Origin of the sequence: Nocardioides bizhenqiangii (assembly GCF_034661235.1) — a bacterium.
Lineage (GTDB): Bacteria > Actinomycetota > Actinomycetes > Propionibacteriales > Nocardioidaceae > Nocardioides > Nocardioides bizhenqiangii.
The window spans coordinates 634,515-657,375 of sequence record NZ_CP141059.1 but is presented as its reverse complement, the minus strand read 5'-3'; the positions used below and the strand labels follow the sequence as shown (position 1 = coordinate 657,375).

General features: G+C 71.8%; 19 protein-coding genes. 4 read left to right on the top strand and 15 right to left on the bottom strand.

The window, feature by feature from the left end; all coding sequences use genetic code 11:
* Positions 1-2: 2 nt before the first annotated feature.
* The 9 genes from SHK19_RS03205 to miaA form a co-directional block, all read right to left on the bottom strand.
* Positions 3-2,228 carry a sensor histidine kinase gene (locus tag SHK19_RS03205; RefSeq protein WP_322456954.1) on the bottom strand — a complete coding sequence of 742 codons (2,226 nt, stop codon included), beginning with the start codon at positions 2,226-2,228 and terminating at the stop codon, positions 3-5.
* Positions 2,229-2,304: 76 nt separating this feature from the next.
* The gene (locus SHK19_RS03200; protein ID WP_322456955.1) at positions 2,305-3,081 is read right to left on the bottom strand and encodes an SDR family NAD(P)-dependent oxidoreductase; all 777 of its coding nucleotides are present in this window, start codon (positions 3,079-3,081) and stop codon (positions 2,305-2,307) included.
* Positions 3,082-3,110: 29 nt separating this feature from the next.
* The gene (locus SHK19_RS03195; RefSeq protein WP_322937826.1) at positions 3,111-5,255 is read right to left on the bottom strand and encodes an EAL domain-containing protein; all 2,145 of its coding nucleotides are present in this window, start codon (positions 5,253-5,255) and stop codon (positions 3,111-3,113) included.
* 126 nt (positions 5,256-5,381) lie between these two features.
* Positions 5,382-6,227, bottom strand: a complete 846-nt coding sequence (gene dapF, locus SHK19_RS03190; RefSeq protein ID WP_322937825.1) for a diaminopimelate epimerase — start codon at positions 6,225-6,227, stop codon at positions 5,382-5,384.
* A 2-nt stretch (positions 6,228-6,229) separates the two neighbouring features.
* Positions 6,230-6,856, bottom strand: coding sequence for a pyridoxamine 5'-phosphate oxidase family protein (locus SHK19_RS03185; protein ID WP_322456958.1), 627 nt, complete (start codon positions 6,854-6,856; stop codon positions 6,230-6,232).
* 64 nt (positions 6,857-6,920) lie between these two features.
* The gene (gene ggt, locus SHK19_RS03180) at positions 6,921-8,759 is read right to left on the bottom strand and encodes a gamma-glutamyltransferase (RefSeq protein WP_322937824.1); all 1,839 of its coding nucleotides are present in this window, start codon (positions 8,757-8,759) and stop codon (positions 6,921-6,923) included.
* 75 nt (positions 8,760-8,834) lie between these two features.
* Positions 8,835-9,407, bottom strand: a complete 573-nt coding sequence (locus SHK19_RS03175; RefSeq protein ID WP_322937823.1) for a dihydrofolate reductase family protein — start codon at positions 9,405-9,407, stop codon at positions 8,835-8,837.
* Entirely contained in the window at positions 9,404-10,333 is a 930-nt protein-coding gene (locus SHK19_RS03170; protein ID WP_322937822.1) for a helix-turn-helix domain-containing protein, read from the bottom strand. Before SHK19_RS03170 ends, SHK19_RS03175 begins: the two co-directional genes overlap by 4 nt.
* A 360-nt stretch (positions 10,334-10,693) precedes the next feature.
* Entirely contained in the window at positions 10,694-11,638 is a 945-nt protein-coding gene (gene miaA, locus SHK19_RS03165; RefSeq protein ID WP_322937821.1) for a tRNA (adenosine(37)-N6)-dimethylallyltransferase MiaA, read from the bottom strand.
* A 74-nt stretch (positions 11,639-11,712) separates the two neighbouring features.
* On the opposite strand from miaA, the gene SHK19_RS03160 reads away from it, so the two are divergent.
* Positions 11,713-11,916, top strand: a complete 204-nt coding sequence (locus SHK19_RS03160; RefSeq protein WP_322937820.1) for an antitoxin — start codon at positions 11,713-11,715, stop codon at positions 11,914-11,916.
* Positions 11,913-12,398 (top strand): NUDIX domain-containing protein, encoded by a 486-nt coding sequence (locus SHK19_RS03155; RefSeq protein WP_322937819.1) that lies wholly within the window; start codon positions 11,913-11,915, stop codon positions 12,396-12,398. Before SHK19_RS03160 ends, SHK19_RS03155 begins: the two co-directional genes overlap by 4 nt.
* Here the strand turns inward: SHK19_RS03155 and SHK19_RS03150 are convergent.
* Positions 12,395-14,560 (bottom strand): sigma-70 family RNA polymerase sigma factor, encoded by a 2,166-nt coding sequence (locus SHK19_RS03150; protein ID WP_322937818.1) that lies wholly within the window; start codon positions 14,558-14,560, stop codon positions 12,395-12,397. The genes SHK19_RS03155 and SHK19_RS03150 overlap by 4 nt on opposite strands.
* Before the next feature lie 207 nt (positions 14,561-14,767).
* Between SHK19_RS03150 and SHK19_RS03145 the strand changes: the two genes are divergently transcribed.
* Positions 14,768-15,901 carry a helix-turn-helix domain-containing protein gene (locus SHK19_RS03145; protein ID WP_322937817.1) on the top strand — a complete coding sequence of 378 codons (1,134 nt, stop codon included), beginning with the start codon at positions 14,768-14,770 and terminating at the stop codon, positions 15,899-15,901.
* Between the two features lie 187 nt (positions 15,902-16,088).
* On the opposite strand, the gene SHK19_RS03140 is transcribed toward SHK19_RS03145, so the two are convergent.
* From SHK19_RS03140 to miaB, 3 genes are read right to left on the bottom strand one after another with little or no spacing between them, the layout of a single operon-like run.
* Positions 16,089-16,991, bottom strand: coding sequence for a phosphotransferase family protein (locus tag SHK19_RS03140; RefSeq protein ID WP_322937816.1), 903 nt, complete (start codon positions 16,989-16,991; stop codon positions 16,089-16,091).
* Positions 16,991-17,719, bottom strand: coding sequence for a Type 1 glutamine amidotransferase-like domain-containing protein (locus SHK19_RS03135; RefSeq protein WP_322937815.1), 729 nt, complete (start codon positions 17,717-17,719; stop codon positions 16,991-16,993). The genes SHK19_RS03140 and SHK19_RS03135 overlap by 1 nt, the downstream gene beginning before the upstream one ends.
* A 22-nt stretch (positions 17,720-17,741) precedes the next feature.
* Positions 17,742-19,235, bottom strand: a complete 1,494-nt coding sequence (gene miaB, locus SHK19_RS03130; protein ID WP_322937814.1) for a tRNA (N6-isopentenyl adenosine(37)-C2)-methylthiotransferase MiaB — start codon at positions 19,233-19,235, stop codon at positions 17,742-17,744.
* Between the two features lie 99 nt (positions 19,236-19,334).
* Between miaB and SHK19_RS03125 the strand changes: the two genes are divergently transcribed.
* On the top strand, positions 19,335-20,549 hold the full coding sequence (locus SHK19_RS03125) for a phospholipase D-like domain-containing protein (protein WP_322937813.1): 1,215 nt from the start codon (positions 19,335-19,337) through the stop codon (positions 20,547-20,549).
* Between the two features lie 86 nt (positions 20,550-20,635).
* On the opposite strand, the gene SHK19_RS03120 is transcribed toward SHK19_RS03125, so the two are convergent.
* Together SHK19_RS03120 and SHK19_RS03115 are read right to left on the bottom strand one after the other, a co-directional pair.
* A complete protein-coding gene (locus tag SHK19_RS03120) occupies positions 20,636-21,787 on the bottom strand; it encodes a glycerate kinase (RefSeq protein WP_322937812.1) in 1,152 nt (383 codons plus the stop codon).
* Positions 21,784-22,815, bottom strand: a complete 1,032-nt coding sequence (locus tag SHK19_RS03115; protein WP_322456972.1) for a LacI family DNA-binding transcriptional regulator — start codon at positions 22,813-22,815, stop codon at positions 21,784-21,786. Before SHK19_RS03115 ends, SHK19_RS03120 begins: the two co-directional genes overlap by 4 nt.
* Positions 22,816-22,861: the final 46 nt, after the last annotated feature.

Genomic DNA, 22,861 nt, shown 5'->3' with positions numbered 1-22,861 from the left:
GGCTACCTCGTGCTTCCGTGTGACGGCGGCTCCAGAGGGAGCCGCACGGTGACGACCGTGCCGTCGGGACCTGGCGAGAACGTGCAGGTGCCGCCGAGCTCCTCGGCGCGCTCCCGCATCGAGCCGAGGCCGACGCCTGGCACGGGATCCGACGGGATGCCGACGCCGGTGTCCCGCACCTCGATCCGGAGCGCGTCGTCGTCCCGGTGGAGGGTCACGACGCAGCTCCCCGCCGAGCTGTGCCGGACGGCGTTGGCGACCGCCTCGATCACGATCCGGTAGGCCGCCACCTCGACCGCCGCGGGCAGTGGCTCGACGTCGTCGTCGGCCTCGACCGACCAGGTGAGCCCGCCCCGCGGCGTCGAGCCGGCCGTCAGGTTGTGCTGGTCGGCGCGCTGCCGGAGCGCCGTGACCAGCCCGAGCTGGTCGAGCGCAGGGGGTCGCAGGCCGTCGACGAGCCGGCGCACCTCCGTGATCTCCGCGCGGGTCTGGTCCGACAGCTGGCCGAGCAGAGCCGCAGCCTTCGCGGGATCGTCGGCGACCAGGTCGCGGGCGGCGTCGATGCCCATCGCGAGCGTCGCCAGGGAAGGCCCGAGGCCGTCGTGGAGGTCGCGTCGCACCCGGCGACGCTCCTCCTCCCGCGCGCTCACGATGCGCTGCCGCGAGCGCTGGAGCTCCCGGTTGATCGACACCGCCTGGACCAGGGCGCCCACCTGGTTACCCACGTCCGCCAGGAGTCGGCGGTCGCCCGGCCCGAAGGGGTCACGGCCGGCGGCGACCTGGAGCTGCATCCGGCCCAGCGTGGCGCCGCCCGCAACCAGGTCGATGTCCGTCGTCCGCCCCCGTTTCTCGCCGATCGATGCCTCGATCGGGTCGAGCCCGCTCTCGCCGAAGACCTCGATCGACGCATAGGCGAGCTGAAGACGCCGGGCGAGGAGCCGGAGCATCTCCTCGAGCGCCTCCGCCGGCACGGTCAGCGGGTCGAGCCGCCGCAGCTCCGACACCACGCGGCCCGGGAACGCCCGGTCGCCGTAGACAAGTCGCCGGACCGTCTGCCGCAGCGCCACGGCGACGGGCAGCATCAACAGGGCGAGGACTCCGCCGGCGACCATCGCCTCGAAGGACGTGTCCGAGGCGAGGTTCACCGCGCCGACGAGCGCCACGAACACGCTGCCGACCAGCGTCGCGAGCAAGGCCTGGACGAGCGCCCGCCGTACCGTCGGCTCGACCTCCTCGAGCCGGTAGTGCAGCACCGCGACGACTCCGCTGGCCAGCACCGCCGCCACCAGTGGAGGGCCGAGGATCTCCCACGGCACGAGTGCCGAGTCACCGAGGCGGGAGGGCACGTCGACGAGGAGGATGCGGACTGCGACCCCGCCGACCACGGCAAGGAGCAGCAGCCTGAGGGCGAGCCGCTCCTCGAGTCGCTCCGCGCGGACGTAGGTCAGCACGAGGACGACCACCAACGCCGGGACCGCGGCCGAGATGAGCACGGGCAGGCGATCGGGTTGCGCGTCATGTCGGTTCGCGACGGCCAGCACCCAGGCGAGGTACCCGCCGAACGGCACCGCGACCACGGCCGGGACCACCCACGGCCGGCGCCGGAACCATTCCGCCGGGGGGCCGAGTGCGAGCGCCGCCAGCAGCAACGCTCCGCACCCCAGCGCGAAGGCCCCCTCGCCGACCATCCGCGGCCAGGTCCCGCGAGAGCCGGCGAGGTCGATGGCACCCGGGCCGAGGGGCCACGACGTCAACCCGGCCGGCAACAGGGCCGCGGCGGCAAGGAACGCACACGCGGCGATCGACCCGGGTCGGCGCCAGAAGGCGAACGAGGCGAACGCGAGCAGCATCGGTGCGAGCGAGATCGTGGACAGGTTCGCTCCGACCGCATCAGCGATCGGGTACCGGGTGAGCGTCACCTCGACATCGATGATGTGGTCGATCTCGGCTGCCGGGCGCCGGATCTCGTAGCTCACGGTCTCGCCTGACGCCCAGTTGCCGGAGCCGCCCGCCGACAGCCAGTCGTCGACAGCGCGTCCCCCGATCCCCAGGACGGTGTCGCCCTCGGCCAGGGGCGTGTCGCCGTACGCACGGAGCACCTTGACGCCCGAGCCCGAGCGCTGGTCCTCGTCGGTGGCGCTCACCGACACGGCCGTGCCGTCGGAGGGTCCGGACAGCAACGCGACCACGATCCAGGCGAGCGGGATCGCCCAGGCCGCGGTGACCACGAGAAACCGTCCTGCGCGCGACATCTTGCGCCCATGGTCGCCCTGTTTGGTCCCCCGCGCCGGGAAACCTCCGGGTTTACTTCGGTGGCATCCGGATGCCGCCGTCGACGCGGACGACCTCGCCGTTCATGTAGGAGTTGGTGAGGCACTCCATCACCATCGACGCGAGCTCGTCCGGGACGCCGAGGCGCTTCGGGAAGAGCACGCTCTCGCCGAGCTTGGCCTTGAACGCCTCCGACGCCTCGCCCTCGCCGTAGATCGGGGTGTCGATGAGCCCGGGAGCAACGGTGTTGAGCCGGATGCCGGATGCGGCCAGGTCACGGGCGACCGGAAGTGTCATGCCGACGACACCACCCTTCGAGGCGGAGTACGACGCCTGGCCGATCTGGCCGTCGAACGCGGCCACGCTCGCCAGGTTGACGATCGCGCCGCGGCAGCCGTCGGCGTCGGGCTCGTTGGTGCTCATCGCGGTCGCGGCCTGGCGCACCATGTCGAAGGTGCCGACCAGGTTGATCGCGATCACCTTCTGGAAGGCCTCGAGCGAGTGCGCGGACTCGACGGTGCCGTCGCGGCCGATGGTGCGCTGGGCCCAGCCGATGCCGGCCGAGTTGACCAGTGCGCGCAGCGGGGCGATCTCGGCAGCGGCCTTGACCGACGCCGCGATCTGCTCGGTGCTGGTGACGTCGACCTGGGCGAAGACGCCCTTGATCTCCTCGGCGAGGGCCTCGCCCTTGTCGGCCTGCAGGTCGGCGACGACCACGGTCGCTCCGCGTGCGGCGAGCTGACGGGCGCAGGCGGCGCCGATGCCCGACGCGCCCCCCGTGACGATGGCGGATGATCCGGTGAGTTCCATGGCGCGGACTGTATCGAGAACAGATTCCGCTACCGGATGGCGGGATCTGCCTGCTGCGGGGTGATGAGGAGCGGCTCCGGCATGCCGAGCAGGTAGCCCTGGCCGAACCGGACGCCGAGGCGGATGAGGCAGTCCAGCTCCGCGGGGGTCTCGATGCCTTCGGCGACGACCTGCGACTTCGTCTGCGTGGCGAAGACCATCGCGCCGGCGATCACGGCCTGCCGCCCCGAGTCCGCGTCGATGCCGCGGATCAGCGACATGTCCAGCTTGACGATGTCGGGGCGGATGGTGACGACCCGGTGGATGTTGGAGAAGCCGACCCCGAAGTCGTCGATCGCGATCAGCGCGCCGGCGGCCCTCAGTTCGTCGATCACGAGCATCACCTCGGTCGTGTAGGTGTCGAGGTCGGCCTCGGTGATCTCGATGACGATCCCGTCGAGGTCCGGAGGCAACGCGTCGCGCACGTGCGGCTTCAGCAAGGCGTGCGGGCTGACGTTCAGAGCCAGCAACCCCTCACCGTCCCAGCCGGCAAGAGCGGACCGGATCGCCGCCGTCTCCAACCAGCTCCCGGTGCCGTCGCGAGCGGCGCGGGCGAAGACCTCGCCCGCTTCCTGGCCGGCGAACCGGCTGAGTGCCTCACGCCCCACCATCTCCCCCGACCGCAGGTCCACGATGGGTTGGTAGACCGAACGCAGCGAGGGCAGTGCCGGGTCGGCGAGATCGATCTGGGCGACGACCGCGGCCGACTGTCCCTCTGCCATCGCGATCCGGTCCCGGCCCGAGCGCTTGGCGTGGTAGAGCGCCTGGTCGGCGCGGGACACGAGGCCCCCCGGGGTCTCGACGCCGTCCCAGGTGGCCGCGCCGATCGAGCAGGTCTGACCGTGCGACACCGCTCGCCGCAGCTCCTCGAGCACCGCCGTCGAGTCGTGCGCCGCGACGTTCGGGATGAGCGCCGTGAACTCCTCGCCCCCGAACCGCGCCAGGACACCCCGGCCCTGGAGGATCGAGGACCACGCCGCCGCCGTCTCCTTCAGGACCAGGTCGCCCTTCAGGTGACCGAAGGTGTCGTTGAACCGCTTGAAGTTGTCCATGTCGAGAACGGCCACCGTCAACGGCGTTCCCTCCTCGCGCGCGATGGCGCAGGCACGGGACAGCTCGTGGTCCCAGGTACGACGGTTGGGCACGCCGGTGAGGCTGTCCCGCCGGGCGAGGGCGGCCAGCTGGATCGCCTTGCGCTGGAGGTCCTGCACCAGGTCCCCGAGACGGAGCACCACGAGCAACGCAGCGACGCAGCCACCGACGAAGACCACCCACTTGCCGTGGCTGACGCCGGTCAGGTGGGCGACGTGGCTGGTGAGCGGCGCCATCATGAGCGCGCCGCCGAGCATGGCCAGCCGCAGCACGGTGACCTGCGACGGCCGGTCGGGTCCCGGTTCGGAGAGCAGGTCGGCGGACGGGTGGAGAGCAGCGAAGCCCAGCGCCATGTAGGAGATCAGGTAGCCGAAGTCGATCCAGCTGGGATAGGCCGATTCGTTGACGACGCTCGCTACATAGACGACATCGGCGACCAGCAGCGCTGCCATCGCCACGACCAGCGTCCAGAGGGCGCCGTTACGCGCAATGCCTGCCGTGAGCATGCCAACCGCCAGCGCCAGGACCAGCAGGTCACCGGCGGGGTACGCCGCGGCGACGAACTGGCTCAGCCGGGTCGTCCCTCCCAGGGCGGCCGCCGGCGTGACGAGGAAGACGGTCCCGACGACCGTCAGCCCGGTGGTGAGGATGGCGGCGTCGAGGAACGCCGCTCGGTCACGTCCTCGTCGGCGCTTCCGGATCAGCCACAACATGCCGAGCGCGAGCGCCGGGTACTGAGCCAGATAGGCGAGGTCTGCGATCGAGGGGAAGGGATCGATGTGCAGGACGTCCTCGTAGAGCGAGAAGAGGGAGTCTCCGAGCAGGCACATCATCTGTGCGACGGCGAACGCCCACCAGATGTGTCGGCGCGCCGGAGGCATCCGCCGGGCCCCCACGATCGACAACGTCGTCCCGTACGCCCCGCCGAGCAGGTAGACGACCGTGCCGGCGGTGCTGCCCATGAGCACGCCGAACAGCGCGATGATCGCGAGGCCACCGCCGAGAGCGACGTACGCCCCGCCTGCATTCCTCTCGGCATCCATGCCGCTTCCCCCTTTGACCGCCCGTGGTCCGGACGCGCCAGCACCCTCGGTGCCGCTTCCGATAATCCCATGGACGTGTGAGAACCGTCTCGGGAATCCGGCAGGACCAAGGTCCCTAGCTCTCGGCTACAGGTCGGTGCTGCCGCGGGCGACGAGGACGGCGGGGCCGGTCATCAGGACCCGGTCGTCGGCGGTCCAGCTGACCCGCAGGGAGCCGCCGGGGAGGTCGATGCGGTAGTCGGTGTCGCGTGCCGCGTCGTCGGCGAAGGCCGCCGCGACCATCACCGCGCACGCTCCGGTGCCGCAGGAACGGGTCTCGCCGGAGCCGCGCTCGTGGACGCGCATCGCGACGTGGGCCGGCCCGCGCCGTACGACGAACTCCACGTTGACGCCGTCGGGATAGACCGCATCGTCGTGGACGGGTGCGTCGTGGAGCGGCCCGACGTCGGAGAGGTCGTCGACCCAGGCAACGGCGTGCGGGTTGCCCATGTCGACGTGCAGCGCCGGCCAGCGGCGCTCCACGCCGGCCACGACGACGGAGACCTCGGTTTCCTCGAGCACCTTCGGCGTACCCATGTCGACGGTGATCTCGCCGTCGGCGCGGCCGCCGGCGAAGGTGAGCGTCTTGATGCCGTCGCGGGTGCCGATCGGCACCGGCTGGGCCGGGTCGACCAGACCGTCCAGGGCGAGGTGGCGCCCGAAGAGCCGGATGCCGTTGCCGCACATCTCCGACAGCGACCCGTCGGCGTTGCGGTAGTCCATGAACCACTCGGCGGGCTGGCCCCGGCCCGCGTCGATCTGCTCGGTGCGGATCACGCGCAGCACGCCGTCACCGCCGATGCCGGCCCGCCGGTCGCACAGCGCGCGCACCCGCTCCGCGCCGAGCTCGCCGTGCACGGTGCCGTCGTGGTCGGGCAGCAGCACGAAGTCGTTCTCGGTGCCGTGCCCCTTGAGGAAGGGATAGCTGTCCATTGCTATCCGTACAGCCCCTTGAGATAGCTCTCGCCGTAGTAGGCGTCGAGCTCGGCGACGCTCTTGTCCTTCTTCTCCATCCGGTGCGAGATCACGGCGCGGCGCGGGACGACGCCGTCGGGATCCCAGGTCTCCGGGTCCCAGAGCTGCGAGCGCAGGAACGCCTTCGCGCAGTGGAAGAAGACGGTGTCGATCTCGACGACCACCGCGAGCAGCGGCCGGTGACCCTTCACGACCATCGCGTCGAAGAACGGGGCGTCGCTGACCAGCCGGGCGCGGCCGTTGATCCGGAGCGTGTCGCCGCGGCCGGGAATGAGGAAGCTCAGGCCGACGTGCGGGTTGCTGAGGATGTTGCGGTAGCCGTCGGCACGGCGGTTGCCGGGCCGCTCGGCGATCGCGATCGTCGTGTCATCGACGACGTGGGCGAGCAGGCCGGCCGGATCACCCTTGGGCGAGACGTCGAGGTTGCCGGCGGCGTCCGCGGTCGCGACGACGCAGAACGGCGAAGCCGCCAACCAGGCCCGATCCACGTCGGCCAACGCGGACCGCTCCTTCCCGAGCGCAGCAGCAGTGGGCTCGCCCAGCAGGGCGGTCAGCTCGGCCTCGGAGGAGATCTCGGTCCAGGTCACCACTCAAGGGTAGGTGGTTTCGAGGCTCGGCCGCGGGCGGCCTCGCACTCGACCACAGGGGTGGTCATCCGGCAGGGCGGACGACGTACGCCGCGCCACCGCCCCGCCGCGTCGGCTCGGCGACGGCGGTCATCGCCCCCCGCCGGCCGAGCTCGATCGCGGCCACCGCCCCGATCTCCGCGCGGCTGGTGCCGGGTGGCCCCGCGACCACGAGCTGGTGCCCGTAGTCCTCGAGCACCGGGCCCCACGTGTCGATGAAGGCCTGCTCGGCGGTCACGGCGGCAGTGTTGCGCTGGGAGGCGCGCGGCGCGGCCACGGCGTTGGGCAGCGTCATGCCGAGGTCCAGCCGGTTGACGAGCACCTGGAGGACGGTGGTGATGATGGTCGACCCGCCGGGCGATCCGAGCGCCAGCACCGGGCGCCCCTCACGCAGCACGATCGTCGGCGACATCGAGCTGCGCGGCCGCTTGCCGGGCTGGATCCGGTTGGGGTCGTCCGGGTCGTAGACCGTCGAGAAGTCGGTCAGCTCGTTGTTGAGGATGAACCCGCGGCCCGGCACCACGATCCCCGAACCCCCGGTCTGCTCGATGGTCAGCGTGTAGGCGACCACGTTGCCCCAGCGGTCGGCCACCGTCAGGTGGGTCGTCGACCGGCCCTCGGTGTCGCGATCGGTCGCACCGTCACGCGGCGTTGCGCAGACCCCGTCGTACGACGACACGTCGCCGGGCGGGACCGGCTTGGTGGCGGCGGTGTCGGGGTCGATGAGACAGGCCCGCTCCCTGGCGAAGGTGTCGTCGAGAAGCTCCTCGGTCGGGACGTCGACGTACGCCGGGTCGCCGACGTACGCACCGCGGTCGGCGAACGCGAGCGCGGTCGCCTCCAGGTAGTGGTGGAGCACGTCCCGCCGCCGCATCGCGCCGAGGTCGAACTGCTCGAGGATGTTGAGCGACTCGCCGACCGTCGTCCCGCCGGAAGACGACGGCGCCATGCCGTAGACGTCGTAGCCGCGGTAGCCGACCCGGGTCGGCGCCTGCAGCAGCGCCTCGTACGCAGCGAGGTCAGCTCTCGTCATGCTTCCCGGCGGTGCCGGCAGGTCGGTCCGGCCGCTCAGCGGCGGGTCCTGGACGGTTGCCGCGATCTCCGCTGCCAGCCGACCTCGGTAGAACCAGTCGGTCCCTTGGTTGCCGAGTCGCTCGTAGGTGCGGGCGAGGTCGGGGTTGCGGAACCGGCTGCCGACCACCGGCAGGCCGTCGTCGAGGAACAGGTCGAACGTCGGCTCGAAGGTGCGGAACCTTGCCGCGTTCTCCTTGGTCTGGAGCCGGAAGGTCCGGTCGACGACGAAGCCGTCGCGGGCCAGCCCGGCGGCGGGCCGGAGCGCCGACCGCAGTGAGAGCGTGCCCCACCGGCGGAGCGCCGTCGCCCAGGTCGCCGGTGTCCCGGGCACACCGACGGAGACGCCGCTGGTGACCAGGTCCGGGGAGAACGGGTACGGCTCGCCGGTCGCGGGGTCGATGAACGCATCGGGCTCCATCGCCGCGGGTGCGGTCTCGCGGCCGTCGATGGTGGTCACCCGGCCGGTCTTCGCGTTGTAGAACACGAAGTAGCCGCCCCCGCCGATCCCTGCGCTGTAGGGCTCGGTCACGCCGAGGGCTGCCGCCATCGCGACCGCCGCGTCGACCGCGTTGCCGCCGCGGGCCAGCACGCCGCGTCCGATCCGCGAGGCGTAGGGGTCGACCGAGCTCACTGCTCCGCCCCGCCCGACCGCGACGGGGTCCTTCGGCGGCGCGGGCCGTTGGACGGCCACCTGCGTCGCGCCGGGGCTGCTGCCGTCGGCGACCTGAGACGTGAGCAGGGTCGTGGTGAGGGCGCCGCAAGCAACCAGCGCGGCGGTACGACGGAGCATGGATCCTCCCGAGAGATCGAAGCCGTGGCCCCTACCTTGCTCCCGGGCGCCCCGGATGTCGAGGGCGTTCGCGGCTCAGTCAGCGGCCGGTCGACGGTCCTCGGTGAGCGGCCCGACGTAGCGGTAGCGGGCGGCGATGAACGCCTTGTTCTGGGTGGCTTCGAGGAGCTCCAGGTCGAGCCGGCGCGGGAGGATCGGCCGGCCGGCGCCCAGCGTGACCGGCGCGATGTAGGTGATCACCTCGTCGAGCAGCCCCTCGTCGGCGAACTGGCCGACCAGTTCGCCTCCACCGACCACCCACAGGTCCTTGCCACCCGCGGCAGCCACCATCGCGTCGTACACCTCGCGGACGCTGCCGGACGCAAACCGCACGTCGGCGTCCACGCCCTCGATGACCGGCGGCTTCAGGTCGCGATGGGTCATCACCCACGACGGCATCGAGTAGAACCACTGGTCGGGGTGCTTCGCCCGGACCCATTCGTACGTCGTCGCGCCCATGACGATCGCGCCGATGTCCTTGATGAACTCGTCGTAGTTGAGCGGGCCCTTCTCGTCCTGGTCCTGCCGGAACAGCCACTCGAGCGAGTCGTCGGGGTCGGCGATGTAGCCGTCGAGGGTGGTGGCGGTGTAGTAGGTCAGCTTCGTCATGCTCCGTCTGCTCCGTCTCCTCGGTCCTCCCCGCGGCGGGCGCGGAGCCAGTTGATCGGGTCGCCGTCGTCGACGTCGACGCCGGCGCCGCGCAGCATCTGCCGCGCCAGCTGGCGCCGGTGCGCCGCGAAGGTCAGCACGTGCGCGACCACGCTGCCAATCTGGAAGCTCTCCGGCGGGTCGCAGAGCGCGTCGATCAGCCGGTCGTCCCAGGCGCCGCGGCTCTCGGTGTCACGGACGAAGCCGAGCCAGCGTGCGGCGGCAGCGTCGTGCCGCTCCAGCAGCGTGGCCGGGTCGTTGGCCCTCTCCTGCGGGAAGTCGGTGCCCTCGATCGCGGCCAGCCAGACCTCCTTGGTGAAGACCTGGTGCTCGAGGACGTTGACGATGGAGGAGTCCTCGCCGTCCCAGCGGAGCACGGTGTGGGCGGGGAAGCGCTCCTTGCGGTACTCCTCGTCGGGCAGGCCCTTGGCGATCTCGAGCAGTTGGCGGGTGTCGTCGAGGTCGTGCTCGACGAGCTGTCCGGTCAGTGGGTTCATCGGTTGCTCCGTGGTGTGCACCCACAGCGACATCGGTGGGTGGAAGTGGATCCCGTTCTTCGCCGGCAGCCAGTGGGTGTCAGCGGGGGCGCTCGGCGGATGCCCGAACGCCCGGGTGAAGGCGCGGCTGAAGCCCTCGACCGACTCGTACCCCGCCTCCCACGCCGCGTCCGTGACGCTCATGCCCTGCCGGATCTGCCACGCCGCCCGTTCGAGCATCACCCGGCGGCGCATCGTCACCGGTGCCTCGTAGGCGTTGCGGGAGAGGAGCCGGTTGAAGTGGTACGGCGACGCGTAGGCGTCGCCCGCCATGTCGTCGAGGGTGCGGTTGTCCTCGTCGAGCACGGCATCGAGCAGCTCGCGCAGCCGGTCGCGCGGGGTGTCGGTCATGCACCCAGTCTCACCCCGACGGGCTGGTGTGCGCCTGACCGTTCTTGCTCCGCTCCGCTCGTCGAGTAGGAGCGAGCGCAGTCGAGCGACGTATCGAGACGCCGCTACTCGACCACCGGTTCCGGTCGTCGAGTAGGAGCGAGCGCAGCGAGCGACGTATCGAGACGCCGCTACGCGACCAACCCACCGCGAGCAGGCACGGTCGCGGGGTCTCGATACGCCCTCGCCTGGCGGCTCGGGCTACTCGACCACCGGTTCCGGTCGCGGGGTCTCGATACGCCCTCGCCTGGCGGCTCGGGCTACTCGACCACCGGTTCCGGTCGCGGGGTCTCGATACGGCCTCGCGCCAGGGCGCTCGGCCTACTCGACCACCGGAAGGGCTCGCACTGCTGCGAGCGCCTGCTCCACCCGGTCGGGGGCGTCGTGCTCGACCCAGGTGATCCGGGGGTCGTCCTTCCACCAGGCCAGCTGCCTGCGGGCGAACTGACGGGTCGCGATCACCGTGCGGGCGCGGGCCTCGTCGAGGGTGAGATCACCGGCCAGGTGGGCGATCACCTGCTGGTAGCCGATCGCGCGGGACGCCGTCCGGCCGTCGGCGAGGCCCTCGGCGAGTAGTCGGCGCACCTCGTCGACCAGCCCGCCGTCGAACATCTCCGCCACCCGCTGCTCGATCCGCTGCTCCAGCAGCTCGCGGTCGATCCGGAGGCCGACCTGCACGGTGGCGGGATCGACGTACTCCAGGCGCGGGAGGGTCGCCGAGAACGGCCGGCCCGTGAGCTCGATAACCTCGAGCGCGCGGACGATCCGGCGGCCGTTGTCGGGAAGGATCCGTCCGGCGGCCTCTGGGTCGCGCTCGGCGAGGAGGGCGTGGAGGTCGGCGGAGCCGCGTACGGCGAGCTCGGCCTCCCACTTCGCGCGCAGGTCCGGGTCGGTGCCCGGGAACTCGAACCGGTCGAGCACCGCCCGGGTGTAGAGCGCCGACCCGCCCACCAGCACCGGCGCCTTCCCCGCTGCCCGCAGGTCGCCGATCACCGTGCGCGCCCAGCCCTGGAATTCTGCGACCGTGGCGGCCTGGCGGACCGACAGCAGGTCGAGCAGGTGGTGCGGGATGTCACGACGGTCGGCGACGGGGAGCTTCGCCGTACCGATGTCCATGCCGCGGTAGAGCTGCATCGCGTCGGTGTTGACGACCTCGCCGCCGAGTCGCTCGGCGAGGTCGAGCGAGAGGCTGGTCTTGCCGGCCGCCGTCGGTCCGACGATCGCGACGATCGGGGTGACCGCTCGTCGGCTGCCGCGCTCGTCCATGGTCGCAGTCTGCCAACCCGATAATGTTGATCGGACGCGGCCCGGACGGGTCGGCCGACCTCAGGAGGTGTCTCGTGGGCTTCTTCGACAAGGCCAAGGGCAAGCTGACCAAGGCCGTCGACAGCCACGGTGACAAGATCGCCGACGGCATCGACAAGGCGGCCGACGCGGTCGACAAGAAGACCGGCGGCAAGCACGGCGACAAGCTCGACACCGGTGCCGACAAGGCGAAGGACGCCCTCGACCGTCTCGACGGCAAGAACGACGACATCAGGTGACGGTGCACGACCCTGCCACGGGCGCGGAGCGCTTCGTGGTGGTCCCGGCGTCGTACGTCTTCTTCCTGCGTGCCGGTCCCGGCGCCGGCACCGAGGTGCTGCTCCAGCTGCGGCGCGGCACCGGCTACATGGACGAGCACTGGGCCGCCGCGGCAGCCGGCCACGTCGAGCGCGGCGAGACCGCGGAGGACGCGGCGCGCCGCGAGGCCGCCGAGGAGGTCGACGTGACCGACGTCGAGCTCGAGTTCCTCACCGCGATGCAACGGACGGCGCACGACCTCCCGATCGACGAGCGCATCGACTTCTTCTTCGCCGCCCGCTCCTGGAGCGGTGAGCCGCGGATCGTGGAACCCGGCAAGTGCGCCGACCTGCGTTGGTTCTCCTACGACGCGCTTCCCGAGCCGGTCGTGCCGCACGAACGGCTCGTGCTCGATGCGCTGCGCGCGGGCACGGTGCCGCCGCTGACGCACTTCGGCTTCTAGACGTCCGGCTCGACCTGCTGGTCCGGCGGCATCGACTCCTCCGGGGTCGATGGCGGCGGTGGTGCCGGTGACTCCTCAGGCTCGGGCTCGGGTGCGGGCTCCGGCTCGGGTGCGGGCTCCGGCTCCGGTGCGGGCTCGGGTGCCGGCTCGGGTGCCGGCTCGGGCTGCGGCGCGGGCTCGGGCTCCGGCTCGGGGACCGGCGAAGGCGCCGGCCCCTGCTCTGGCTCCGGTTGCGGAGTCGGGGTTGCGGCCGGCGGCGGTTCGGTCACCGTCCGCTCCGTGCCGTCGCCGGGGCCGCGCCGGCTCTGCCGCACGGCGGCCACGGCGCCGCCGTCGAACAGGGAGGAGTCGACGACGGAGCCGTCCACCAAAAGCGAGACCGTGCCGATGGGAGAGTCCCTCGGCACGGGCTGGTCGTCGACCACCGTCAAGCTCAACGGCGGCGGCGGATCAGTCGTGTAGTCGAACGTGCAGGTGTAGACGAAGTAGAGACCTCCGGGCGCATCGCAGGCCCATCCCGCAGTCGCGGCTTGCACGATCATGTCGTCGGAGAAGTTCCAGGTCGCAGCGACGTGATGTGACGTGCGGTCCACGATGTCCGTCGTCGCGGTGAGGGTCCACGGGTCCGCGTCGGGAGCAGCGGTCGGGGTGGCCTCGGTCCCGAGAATGCGCAGGCACGGCAGGAAGTCGCCGAGGTTGCCCGTGAACACCTTGACCGAGCCCGCGGCCAGGACGTAGCCGTTCAGCGCCGTCGCCTCGACCACCCAGCGCCCCTCGAGGCCGTCACCGAGCACGAGCTCGTAGTGCACGCCAACGGTATCGGGGATGACCAGCGAACCGAGCACACCGCACAGCGAGATCTCGATCGCGATCGGTGACTCCGGCACGACGATGACGGGCGGCTCGGTCGGAGGCCCGGTGGGATCGGTCGGCTCGGTGGGCTCGGTCGGCTCGGTCGGCTCCGTCGGCTCGATCGGGCCGGTGGGCTCGATGGGCTGGCGCGGGTCGACGGGGGGCGTCGGCGAGGAGGGGATATCCGTCGGCACCCCGGCCGGCGCCACCGCCTCGGTCGGCGGACGGTTGGCCGGTGATCGACTGCCTGGCGGTTGCTGGGTCGGGGGCTCGCTCGACGGCGGCGCCGCAGCATCGGTGGCAGAAGGCTCGGCACCGATGCTGTCGCTCGGTCCGCCCTCGTCATCGTCCCCCGCGAGGGCGAAGGCTCCACCGACGACGGCCGCCGCGACTACGACGGCGGCCGCGCCGAGGACCATCGGATTGGACGTCGCGCCGCTGACCCATCCGGCGGGTCCGCTGGTCGCCGTACCGGTGGTCGCCGTTCCCCCGGCCGCGCCCGCACCGCCCGCAGCGACAAGCCACGCCAGCGCGCCCTTGTCCGCGCTCGCGGCACCCCAGAGGACGACGGGGAACAGCCAGGCCGCGAGCTTCCGGTTGACCCGGTCGAGCGTGGCCAAGGCCGCGCGGCATGCGTCGCAGTCGTCGAGGTGGTCGGCGACCTTCTGCTGGGCCCGGGGGCTGAGGTCGCCGCGGACGTACTGCGACAGCCGACTCTGCGTCCAGCCGCACTGCCCGCCCGTCGCCGCCCGGAAGTGCTGGTCGAGGTAGGCGCGCTTCAGGCCCTCGCGAGCGCGGTAGGCCAGCGACGAGACCGCGCCGGCGTCCATGTCGAGGATGTTGGCGACCTCGGCAGGCTTGCGGCCCTCGACCTCGAGGTGCCACAAGACCCGCTGCCACGACAGGGGCAGCGTCGCCAGCGCGGTGACCGCGACCTCGCGGTCGAGGTCATCGACCAGCTCCTCGACCGGCGGCAGCACGTCGTCGAGAAGCCACGGCTGGTCGGAGGACGGCGACTCCTTCGGAGCGCGGAGGCCGTCACGGAAGCCGTTGCGGATGGTGACGTGGAGGTAGGCACGGAAGTCGTCGGTGGGCCCGCGGCCGGCCTGCAGCTGGGTGAGCACCCGCGCGAACGACTCGGAGACCAGCTCGTCGGCACCCTGCTCCCCCACGAGGATCCGGGCCAGCCGCCGGGCGGCGTCGACCTCGCGGGCGTAGAGCTCACCGAAGGCGTCCCGGTCCCCCGCGCGGGCGCGCTCGAGCAGCGCGGTGTGCGCGTCGTGCCCGCTGCTGGGAGGGAGATCAGCCATGGGTTGCCTCGGTGATAGCCGGGAGGCACCCGATGCGCCCCACGATGCGACCCCCGCTCCGAGGAACGAGGGACCTCACCATCATGCCTGCCGAGAAGTTTCTCGGAGCAATTTCGGAAATAGCGTGATGTTCGCGGGCTCATCCCGTCTTGGTGGGAGAACGCGGTGGCCATCAGAGCCACCGCACCAGCAAGAGGACGGGATCCGATGGTCAATCCGCACCGCGCACCCGCGGCCGCACCCGCGTCCCTTGCTGCCTACCGTGCCCGCTCCCGCACTGCCGCGGCAGGTGGCCCGCAGCCGGGACCCGCCGACGTCGCTGGTCCCACGCTGGATGCGGCTGCTCTGCACGCCTCCTACGCCGCCGCCGCCGAGTCCGACTCCCGGGGCGGCGAGTTCCACCGGATGGTGGCCGCGGTGCTCGCCCGGAGCGACCGGGTGCCCGACACCCACTGCCGGGAGTGGAACCGGTTCCTGAGTCTGGTCGAGCGGCACCGCCAGAACCCGAAGGCATCGCTCAACTGCGGGGTCCTGGCCAACCTGGTCGGGATCGCAGCGTTCGGCGACGACCCCGACTTCGTCACCCTGACGGAGCTCGGCTGCCTGCTCGGCGTCGAACGGCTCGCCGCTGTCCAGCACCGTGCGGCGCGGTTCATCGAGCCCAACCCGACCTTTCCGATCACGACGATCGCCCTCCGCCGGATGGTCGCGGCGTCGCCGCACCCGGTCGCCGGACCGATCCACGACTCGACGATCGCCCTCCTGCTCGAGGGTGTCGACCTCGACCTCCACCTCCCGGTGATCCGCACCGAGGCAGAGCTGGTCGGGGTGGTCGACGGTGGCAGCGTCCTCGAGTGGCGCCACCACCTCGCCATGATCGCGGCCACCCCGTGGTCGCCGTACTCCCGTCTCCTCGTCGATCTCGCGCGGCAGGCGGCCCGGCCGGAGGTGGCCGAGGTCGTCGACCGGTTCACCGAGATGTGTCGCGAGCACGACAAGGAGCACGAGCGCGAGCAGGTCGCCGGCGAGGTGCGCCGGATCGTGTCCCACAGTGGCGTGACCCAGCGGGAGTTCGCCCTCTGGGTGGGCACCTCGCCGTCTCGCCTCTCCACCTACATCTCGGGAAACGTCACTCCGTCGGCATCGCTGATGCTGCGGATGGCACGCACCTCCCGCTTGCTCCAGGAGCGAGACGTGCCAACTACCCCGTCGTCGAGGTCCGAGCAGCGCTGGGGGGCCGCTCGGGCCGGCGTCGACGGTGGGACCGACAGGTCGGCCGGGCCGACCGAGCGCACCGTGGGGGCGCTCGATCCGGCCCGGCCGCACCTCTCGGTGGTCTGAACACGAAACCAACCCAGCCAACACACAGGGAGCGAGAAGCCGCCCAGATCGAGCGAGTGTGGGGCTCGTTCGATCGGGCGGACCGGGGAGAGGGACCGCCGTCCCGTCCGAGTCGATCGGGGGATCGCTCGGGCGGGGCGGCCTCGGGTTGGATGGCGCGAGCGCGCGCGGTGGACGCGGTCTTCGGTCAGTCGGGCGCTGCGTGCCAGTCGTCGGCGTCGACGATGGCGTGGAGCAGCGTCGCGGCGGCGGTGGCGACCGGGTTCGTCCCGCTGCGGGCGGCGAGGTCGACCAGTGCCACCAGGTCAGCGGCGCGGGCGAGGTCCAACGCCTCGTCGTCGGGAGTCCCGTGCCGGGACGTCCAGGCGGCGAGGACACCGGCGACGTAGTCGGGGTGCCGGTCGAACCGCAGCAGGTTGCCGAGGTCGGTGAACGGATGGCCGCTGTGTGCGAACTCCCAGTCGAGGACGCCGGTGACGGCCAGGGTGCCGGGGTCGAGGAGCAGGTTCTTCGGGTTGAGGTCGGAGTGCACGAGGCTGGTGCGGACGACGGTGTCGAGCGTCGCCTGGGCCCGATCGGCGAGCGCCGCCAGCCGGGTGAGGTCGGCGTCCGTCCAGCCGTGTGTTGCGAGCGCGGAGCGGTTGCGGTCGACCCACGCTTGGAGGTCGGCGTCGAACGGCCCGATCGTGAGGTCGCCGTCGACGAACATCCCGGCCCGCAGCGTCGGCATCCCCGCGAGCCGGGCGGCGATCTCCCCGACGGCGGCGCCGGTACGACGGAGCCCCGTCCCGTCGAGCGTCGGGAGCAGCAGGTCTCCCCTGACCCCGGGCAGCAGCTCGGTCACGAGCAGCGCGGGGGTGCCGCCGACGGAGTCGGCGCGCCGTACCTCCCGGACCTGGGGCACCGGCAGCAGGCCGCGCACCAGTCGGAGCAGGGACGCCGTGATCTCGGCCGCGTGCTCAGGGTGCCGCGGGTCGGCATAGATGCGGACGACGGTCCGCTCGCCGCCGGCGTCGGCGAGGAAGGTCTCCCCGGACCAGCCGCCGTCGAGCGGGGTCAGCGACATGCCCGCCTCGAGGAACGGATCCATCAGCGCAGGAGTCGCGTCTCGAGGCGGGTCTCGACGGCACCGTCCGGCCCGCGCTCCACGAGGTAGGCGGCCTTGTCCTTCTGCTCGGCGAGCGCCTCCACGAACTCGGTGCCGCGGTAGATCACGCCGACGCCGTCGTCGGTGGCGTAGCCCGCCGGGAGCGTGCCGTCGGCGACCAGGGACTGGAAGAGCGGCCGTCGCTGCTCCTCGGAGTCGTAGTGCACGCCGTTGGAGTAGGGCACGAGACCGAGCCCGTTGGTGATCGGCTGCAGGTCCGGCCCGAAGGAATCCGTCGTGCCGCCGACGTGCCAGCAGATCGAGCCCGCCGAGACGCCCGTGAGCACCACGCCGGCCTGCCAGGCCTCCCGCATCAGGTCGTCGACGCCGTGCAGCTCCCACATCGCCAGCAGCCCCGCGACGCTGCCACCCCACACCCAGATCACGTCCTGCCCGAGCAGCAGCTCCCGCATGTCGTCGACGTTCGGCATGGTGAACAGCTGGAGGTGACTGCCGTGGATCCCCGCCTCCTGCGCCATGTCGTAGAAGTCGCGGATCATCTGCGGGTTGTCGCCCGTCGCGGTCGCCAGGAAGCAGACCCGCGGAGCGCGGCCGGTCACGCCGGACAGCTCGATCGCGTAGTCGGTCAGCGGTCCGACCGACCACCGGATCCGGTCGGCGGCGACGGCGCCACCCGAGGTGGCCAGGATCGTGGGAGCGTCAGCGGGCACCCGCCGATCCTAGGTCCGACGTTCAGCCGCAGACTGGCGCGTCGGGCAGCGGGGCCGGTACGCCGACGGACGGCATGCCGAGCGTGACACCTGCGGGTTCGGGCGCCATGCCCTGGCGGAGGGCCCACGCGTCGCCCGACCGAGTACGGCGCAGCGCGCGCACCGGTCCGTCGGCGACCAGGTGGTGCGGGGCGGCGTACGTGATGCCGACCGTGACCAGGTCCCCGGGCCGGGCCTCACCGTCGACCTGGCTGAAGTCGGCCTCGAAGTGGACGAGGCGGTTGTCGGGACCGCGTCCGGAGAGCCGGTGGGTCGCGGCGTCCTTGCGGCCCTCGCCCTCGGAGACCATGAGCTCGACGTCGCGGCCGATGAGTCTCTTGTTCTCCTCCCACGCGATCTCGTTGACGAGGTCGACCAGGCGGTTGTAGCGATCCTTCACGACGTCGGGCGGGACCTGGTCGTCGAGGACGGCGGCGGGGGTGCCGGGGCGCTTGGAGTACTGGAACGTGAACGCACCGGAGAACCTCGCCGCCCGCACCACGTCGAGCGTGGCCTGGAAGTCGTCCTCGGTCTCGCCGGGGAAGCCGACGATGACGTCGGTCGTGATCGCGGCCTCGGGCATCGCGGCACGGACCCGGTCGATGATGCCGAGGTACCTGGTCTGCCGGTAGGACCGGCGCATCGCCTTCAGGATCCGGTCGGAGCCGGACTGCAGCGGCATGTGCAGCTGCGGCATCACGTTGGGCGTCTCGGCCATCGCCTCGATCACGTCGTCGGTGAACTCGGCCGGGTGCGGGCTCGTGAAGCGCACCCGCTCCAGCCCCTCGATCTGCCCGCACGCGCGCAGCAGCTTGGAGAACGCCTGCCGGTCGCCGAACTCCACGCCATAGCTGTTGACGTTCTGCCCCAGCAGGGTGACCTCGGAGACGCCGTCGGCCACCAGCGCCTCGATCTCGGCGAGGATCTCGCCCGGCCGGCGGTCCTTCTCCTTGCCGCGGAGGCTCGGGACGATGCAGAACGTGCAGGTGTTGTTGCAGCCGACCGACACCGACACCCAGGCGGCGTACGCCGACTCCCGCTTGGTCGGCAACGTCGACGGGAAGACCTCGAGAGACTCGAGGATCTCGACCTGCGCCTCCTCCTGCACCCGAGCGCGCTCGAGCAGCACCGGCAGCGACCCGATGTTGTGGGTGCCGAAGACGACGTCGACGTACGGCGCCTTGGCCGTGATGGTCGAGCGGTCCTTCTGGGCCAGGCAGCCGCCGACGGCGATCTGCATGTGGGGGTTGGCGGCCTTGATCGGCGCCAGGTGGGACAGGTTGCCGTAGAGCTTGTTGTCCGCGTTCTCCCGCACGGCGCAGGTGTTGAAGACGACCACGTCGGCCTGGTCACCGTCACCCGAGGGGACGTAACCCGCGTCCTCGAGCAGCCCCGAGAGTCGCTCGGAGTCGTGGACGTTCATCTGGCACCCGTAGGTGCGGACCTCGTAGGTACGGGGCGCTGCGGTGGTGGTCATGGCGTCCTCCAGGGTACGGCGAGGGTAGGCCCGTGGAAGAACTCGGAGAGGTCAGCCGAGCGCAACCAAGGACTCTCCGACGCGGCTAGTCTCGCAGTCGTGATCCGATGGGCGGCCACGCTCGCCGTACTGCTTCCTTTCCTGGCGGGGCCCACGATGGCTCCTGCCGCCGGGGACCTGCCGCAGGCAGCGAAGTCCGTGGCACAGGACCGCGCCTTCACCGTCGCCCCGAGGATGACGATGAGCGACCCGATCCGCAGCCGCGGCAACGTCGCCCGGCAGCTCCGGACCTACATCGAGCACGCGCCGCGGGGCTCGACGATCTCGATCATGTCGTTCTTCCTGTCGTCGTCGATCACCTGGCCCGCCCTGCGGGCGGCGTACCGGCGGGGCGTCAACATCCGTGCGGTCCTGTACGGCGGACCGGACGGGCGCCCGATCCCCGTGTCCTGGGAGGGCGCCCGGCTGACCGAGATGATCCGCGCCGGCCGGGCCCGTGGGCGCCGGGGCTCCTGGGTGGTGTGGACCCGCAAGACCGCCCGCGGCAACGACATCGGCAATTCGGCGATGCACGCGAAGGTCTGGCAGTTCTCGAGGGTCGGTCGGACGAGGAAGGTCACGATGATCGGCTCGTACAACAACGGCGACCCACCGGACAGCCGTTCGTACTCCGCGATGGTGACCCTGCCCGGTCCGGAGCTGTACGACCCCGTGCAGAGGATCTTCCAGGTCTCGGCCAAGGACCGGTACGTCGGCGGGAACCCCCAGAGGCGCAAGTCCGGTGACGGTTGGGACCTCTACTTCTTCCCGTCGACGTCGATCACCAGGGCGAACGACCCCGTCCTCGAACGGCTCCGATCGATCCCCGCCCGTTCCGGCACCCGCATGACCATCGCGATGTACTCCTGGCAGGGCTTCCGCGGTGCCTGGCTGGCCCGCAAGCTGGCCGCGATGGTCGAGGCGGGCGCCCGCCTGACCGTGGTCGTGGGACCTGACGTCGCGCGTTCGGTCGTGCGGACAGTGCGCGAGGCGGGCGCCAGGCTCGAGGACGGCTGCTGGAGGACCGGGCGCAGGAGCCGGCCCTATGTCTTCACCCACAACAAGGAGATGACCGCGACCTGGGTGGAGGACGGCACGACACGCTACGCCGCCTGGCTCGGCTCGGACGACTGGGGCAACGGAGGCGGCGGTTCCCAGTCGGACCAGGTGACGATCGGGCTCTACTCCCGGTGGGCCTACAACCGGCTCAACAAGCTCCTCGGCCCGCAGATCGCGCACGAGCCGGACAACCTCGCGCCCTGCGACCCGCTCTGAAGTGCGAGAAGAGCCGACCTGTTCTCGTGAGTCGCGCGACGTGACCGTCGCCGCTCGGAGACCCCGTCGGCGCACCGCGGCCCCACCTAGTTGGCAGTCGGGGGGAGGTGGGTGTGCCCGATCTGCTGGCCGATGCGCTCCAGGAGAGGCGTGGGTGAGCGGAGACAGGTGTCGAGATCGCGCTCGATGTCCGTCAGCGCGTAGGCGCGGAGGATGCCTGCGGCACGGAGCTCGGCGTCGGTCAGCAGACGCCGGCCGCAGACGGCGACCACGGGGATGCCGGCGGCCCGGGCGCGGGTGGCCACTCCGATGGGCGCCTTGCCTCGCAGGCTCTGGTCGTCCAAGGAGCCCTCGCCCGTGACGACAAGGTCGACGTCCTCCAGCGCCTCGTCGAAACCGAGCAGCTCGAGCAGCAGGTCGATGCCGGGGCGCGGCTCCGCTCCGAGCACGGCGAGCAGCCCGAAGCCGACGCCGCCGGCGGCGCCGGCGCCCGGGACGTCGCGGGCGTCGGCAACCTCCGGGGCGGCGTCGGCGACGACGTCGGACCAGTGATCGAGGGCCGCGTCGAGGAGGACGACGTCCGCGGGCGTGCAGCCCTTCTGGGGACCGTAGACCGCGGCCGCACCCTCGGGGCCGGTCAGCGGGTTGTCGACGTCGCAGGCGACGAGGATCCTGGCGTCCCGGAGGCCGGGGTGCAGGTCCTCAACGTCCAGGGTCACCGCCGCTGCGAGCGCCGCTCCACCGTCGGCGACGACCTCTCCGGTCTCGTCCAGCACCCGTGCTCCGAGAGCCGCCAGCATCCCGGCGCCGCCGTCCGTGCTCGCGCTGCCGCCGATGCCCACCACCAGCTCCCGGCAGCCGGCGTCGAGTGCCGCGACGAGGACCTCACCGAGCCCCCGGGACGACGCGGTCAGCGGCGCGCCGACCCCACCCGGCAGCCGGCCCAGCCCGCAGGCGTCGGCCATCTCGACCACCGCCGTCGCGCCGCGCCGCGCGAACGCGGTGTCGACCGGCTCACCCGTCGGCCCGTGCACCGCCACCGGCACCAGCGCGAAGCCGGCGGCGCGCGCGGCCGACAGGGTGCCGTCACCGCCGTCGGCGACCGGGAGGCAGCGGACCTCCACGTCCGGCCGGGTCCGCCGGAGCCCACCGGCGACGGCTGCCGCGACCCCGGCCGCGTCGAGGGAGCCCTTGAACTTGTCGGGCGCCAGCATCACCCGCGCGGTCCGTCCGGTCATGCCGGCGGCGGCGCCGTCGAGTCGCGCACCACGAGCTCGTGGCCGGCCGAGCGACGACGCGGTCGGTTGCCCGGAGCCTTCAGCGCCAGCTCGAGGGCGAGCTCGCCCATCGTGACCATCGGCAGCCGGATCGTGGTGAGCGAAGGAGCGAGGTCGCCGGCCACTGCCACGTCGTCGAACCCCGACACCGACATCCGCTCCGGCACCGCGACGCCGCGTGCCCGGAGCACGGACAGGACGCCGATGGCCATGTCGTCGTTCAGCGACAGCACCGCCGTGACGTCGGGGTGATCGCGCAGGATCTCCTCGGCCGCGAGCTTGCCGCCCTCGCGGGTGAACTCGGCGACGACCACGGGTACGTCGGCGAAGCTGATACCGGCCTCCGCGCACGCCTCTTCGACACCGGCGAGGCGGTCGGCGATCGTTGTCAGTGCGGTCGAGCCCGTGGCTACGGCGATCCGCCGATGACCCAGACCGATCAGGTGGTCGGCGATCGCCCGCCCGCCCTTGACGTTCTCCGGGAGGACGGCGTCGACCCCGAGGTGGTGCCGCCCGATGACGGCGACCCGGCCACCCTGGTCGCGGTAGGCCTGCAGGTCCCGCTTCGCGGCGGCCTGCAACGCCGGGTCGACGAACCCCGACCCGGCGATGATGATGGCGCCCACGCGGTTGGCCACGAGCATCCTGATCTGTTCGAGCTCGCGGTCCGGGTCGCGGCCGCTGTGGCAGATCTGCACGGTCAGTCCCTCGCGGGTCCCGACGCGGAGCACACCGCTCGCGATCTCCGCGAAGTAGGGGTCGCCGATCTCGTGCACGACGAGCCCGACCGAGCGAGACGTGCCCGCGGCCAGGCTGCGGGCGTGCACGTTGACGACGTACCCCATCCGCTGCGCGACCTCCCGGACCCGCTCGGCCACGGACTCGCTCACGCCGGCCGTGCCGGACAGGCTCCGGGACGCCGTGGCGATCGAGACCCCCGCCTCCTCGGCGACGTCCTGGAGCCGGACGCTCGACTGCGGCTTGGCCAACGCCCCACCCCTTCGCGATAGAGGATCGGCGTCCATGGACGGGGTT

Coding starts and splice junctions, on each gene's coding strand:
- SHK19_RS03200 (WP_322456955.1), bottom strand. CDS start 3,081: ATGGAACTCACCGGATCATCCGCCATCGTCACGGGGGGCGCGTCGGGC.
- SHK19_RS03195 (WP_322937826.1), bottom strand. CDS start 5,255: ATGGATGCCGAGAGGAATGCAGGCGGGGCGTACGTCGCTCTCGGCGGT.
- dapF (WP_322937825.1), bottom strand. CDS start 6,227: ATGGACAGCTATCCCTTCCTCAAGGGGCACGGCACCGAGAACGACTTC.
- ggt (WP_322937824.1), bottom strand. CDS start 8,759: ATGCTCCGTCGTACCGCCGCGCTGGTTGCTTGCGGCGCCCTCACCACG.
- SHK19_RS03175 (WP_322937823.1), bottom strand. CDS start 9,407: ATGACGAAGCTGACCTACTACACCGCCACCACCCTCGACGGCTACATC.
- SHK19_RS03170 (WP_322937822.1), bottom strand. CDS start 10,333: ATGACCGACACCCCGCGCGACCGGCTGCGCGAGCTGCTCGATGCCGTG.
- miaA (WP_322937821.1), bottom strand. CDS start 11,638: ATGGACGAGCGCGGCAGCCGACGAGCGGTCACCCCGATCGTCGCGATC.
- SHK19_RS03150 (WP_322937818.1), bottom strand. CDS start 14,560: ATGGCTGATCTCCCTCCCAGCAGCGGGCACGACGCGCACACCGCGCTG.
- SHK19_RS03145 (WP_322937817.1), top strand. CDS start 14,768: ATGGTCAATCCGCACCGCGCACCCGCGGCCGCACCCGCGTCCCTTGCT.
- SHK19_RS03140 (WP_322937816.1), bottom strand. CDS start 16,991: ATGGATCCGTTCCTCGAGGCGGGCATGTCGCTGACCCCGCTCGACGGC.
- miaB (WP_322937814.1), bottom strand. CDS start 19,235: ATGACCACCACCGCAGCGCCCCGTACCTACGAGGTCCGCACCTACGGG.
- SHK19_RS03120 (WP_322937812.1), bottom strand. CDS start 21,787: ATGACCGGACGGACCGCGCGGGTGATGCTGGCGCCCGACAAGTTCAAG.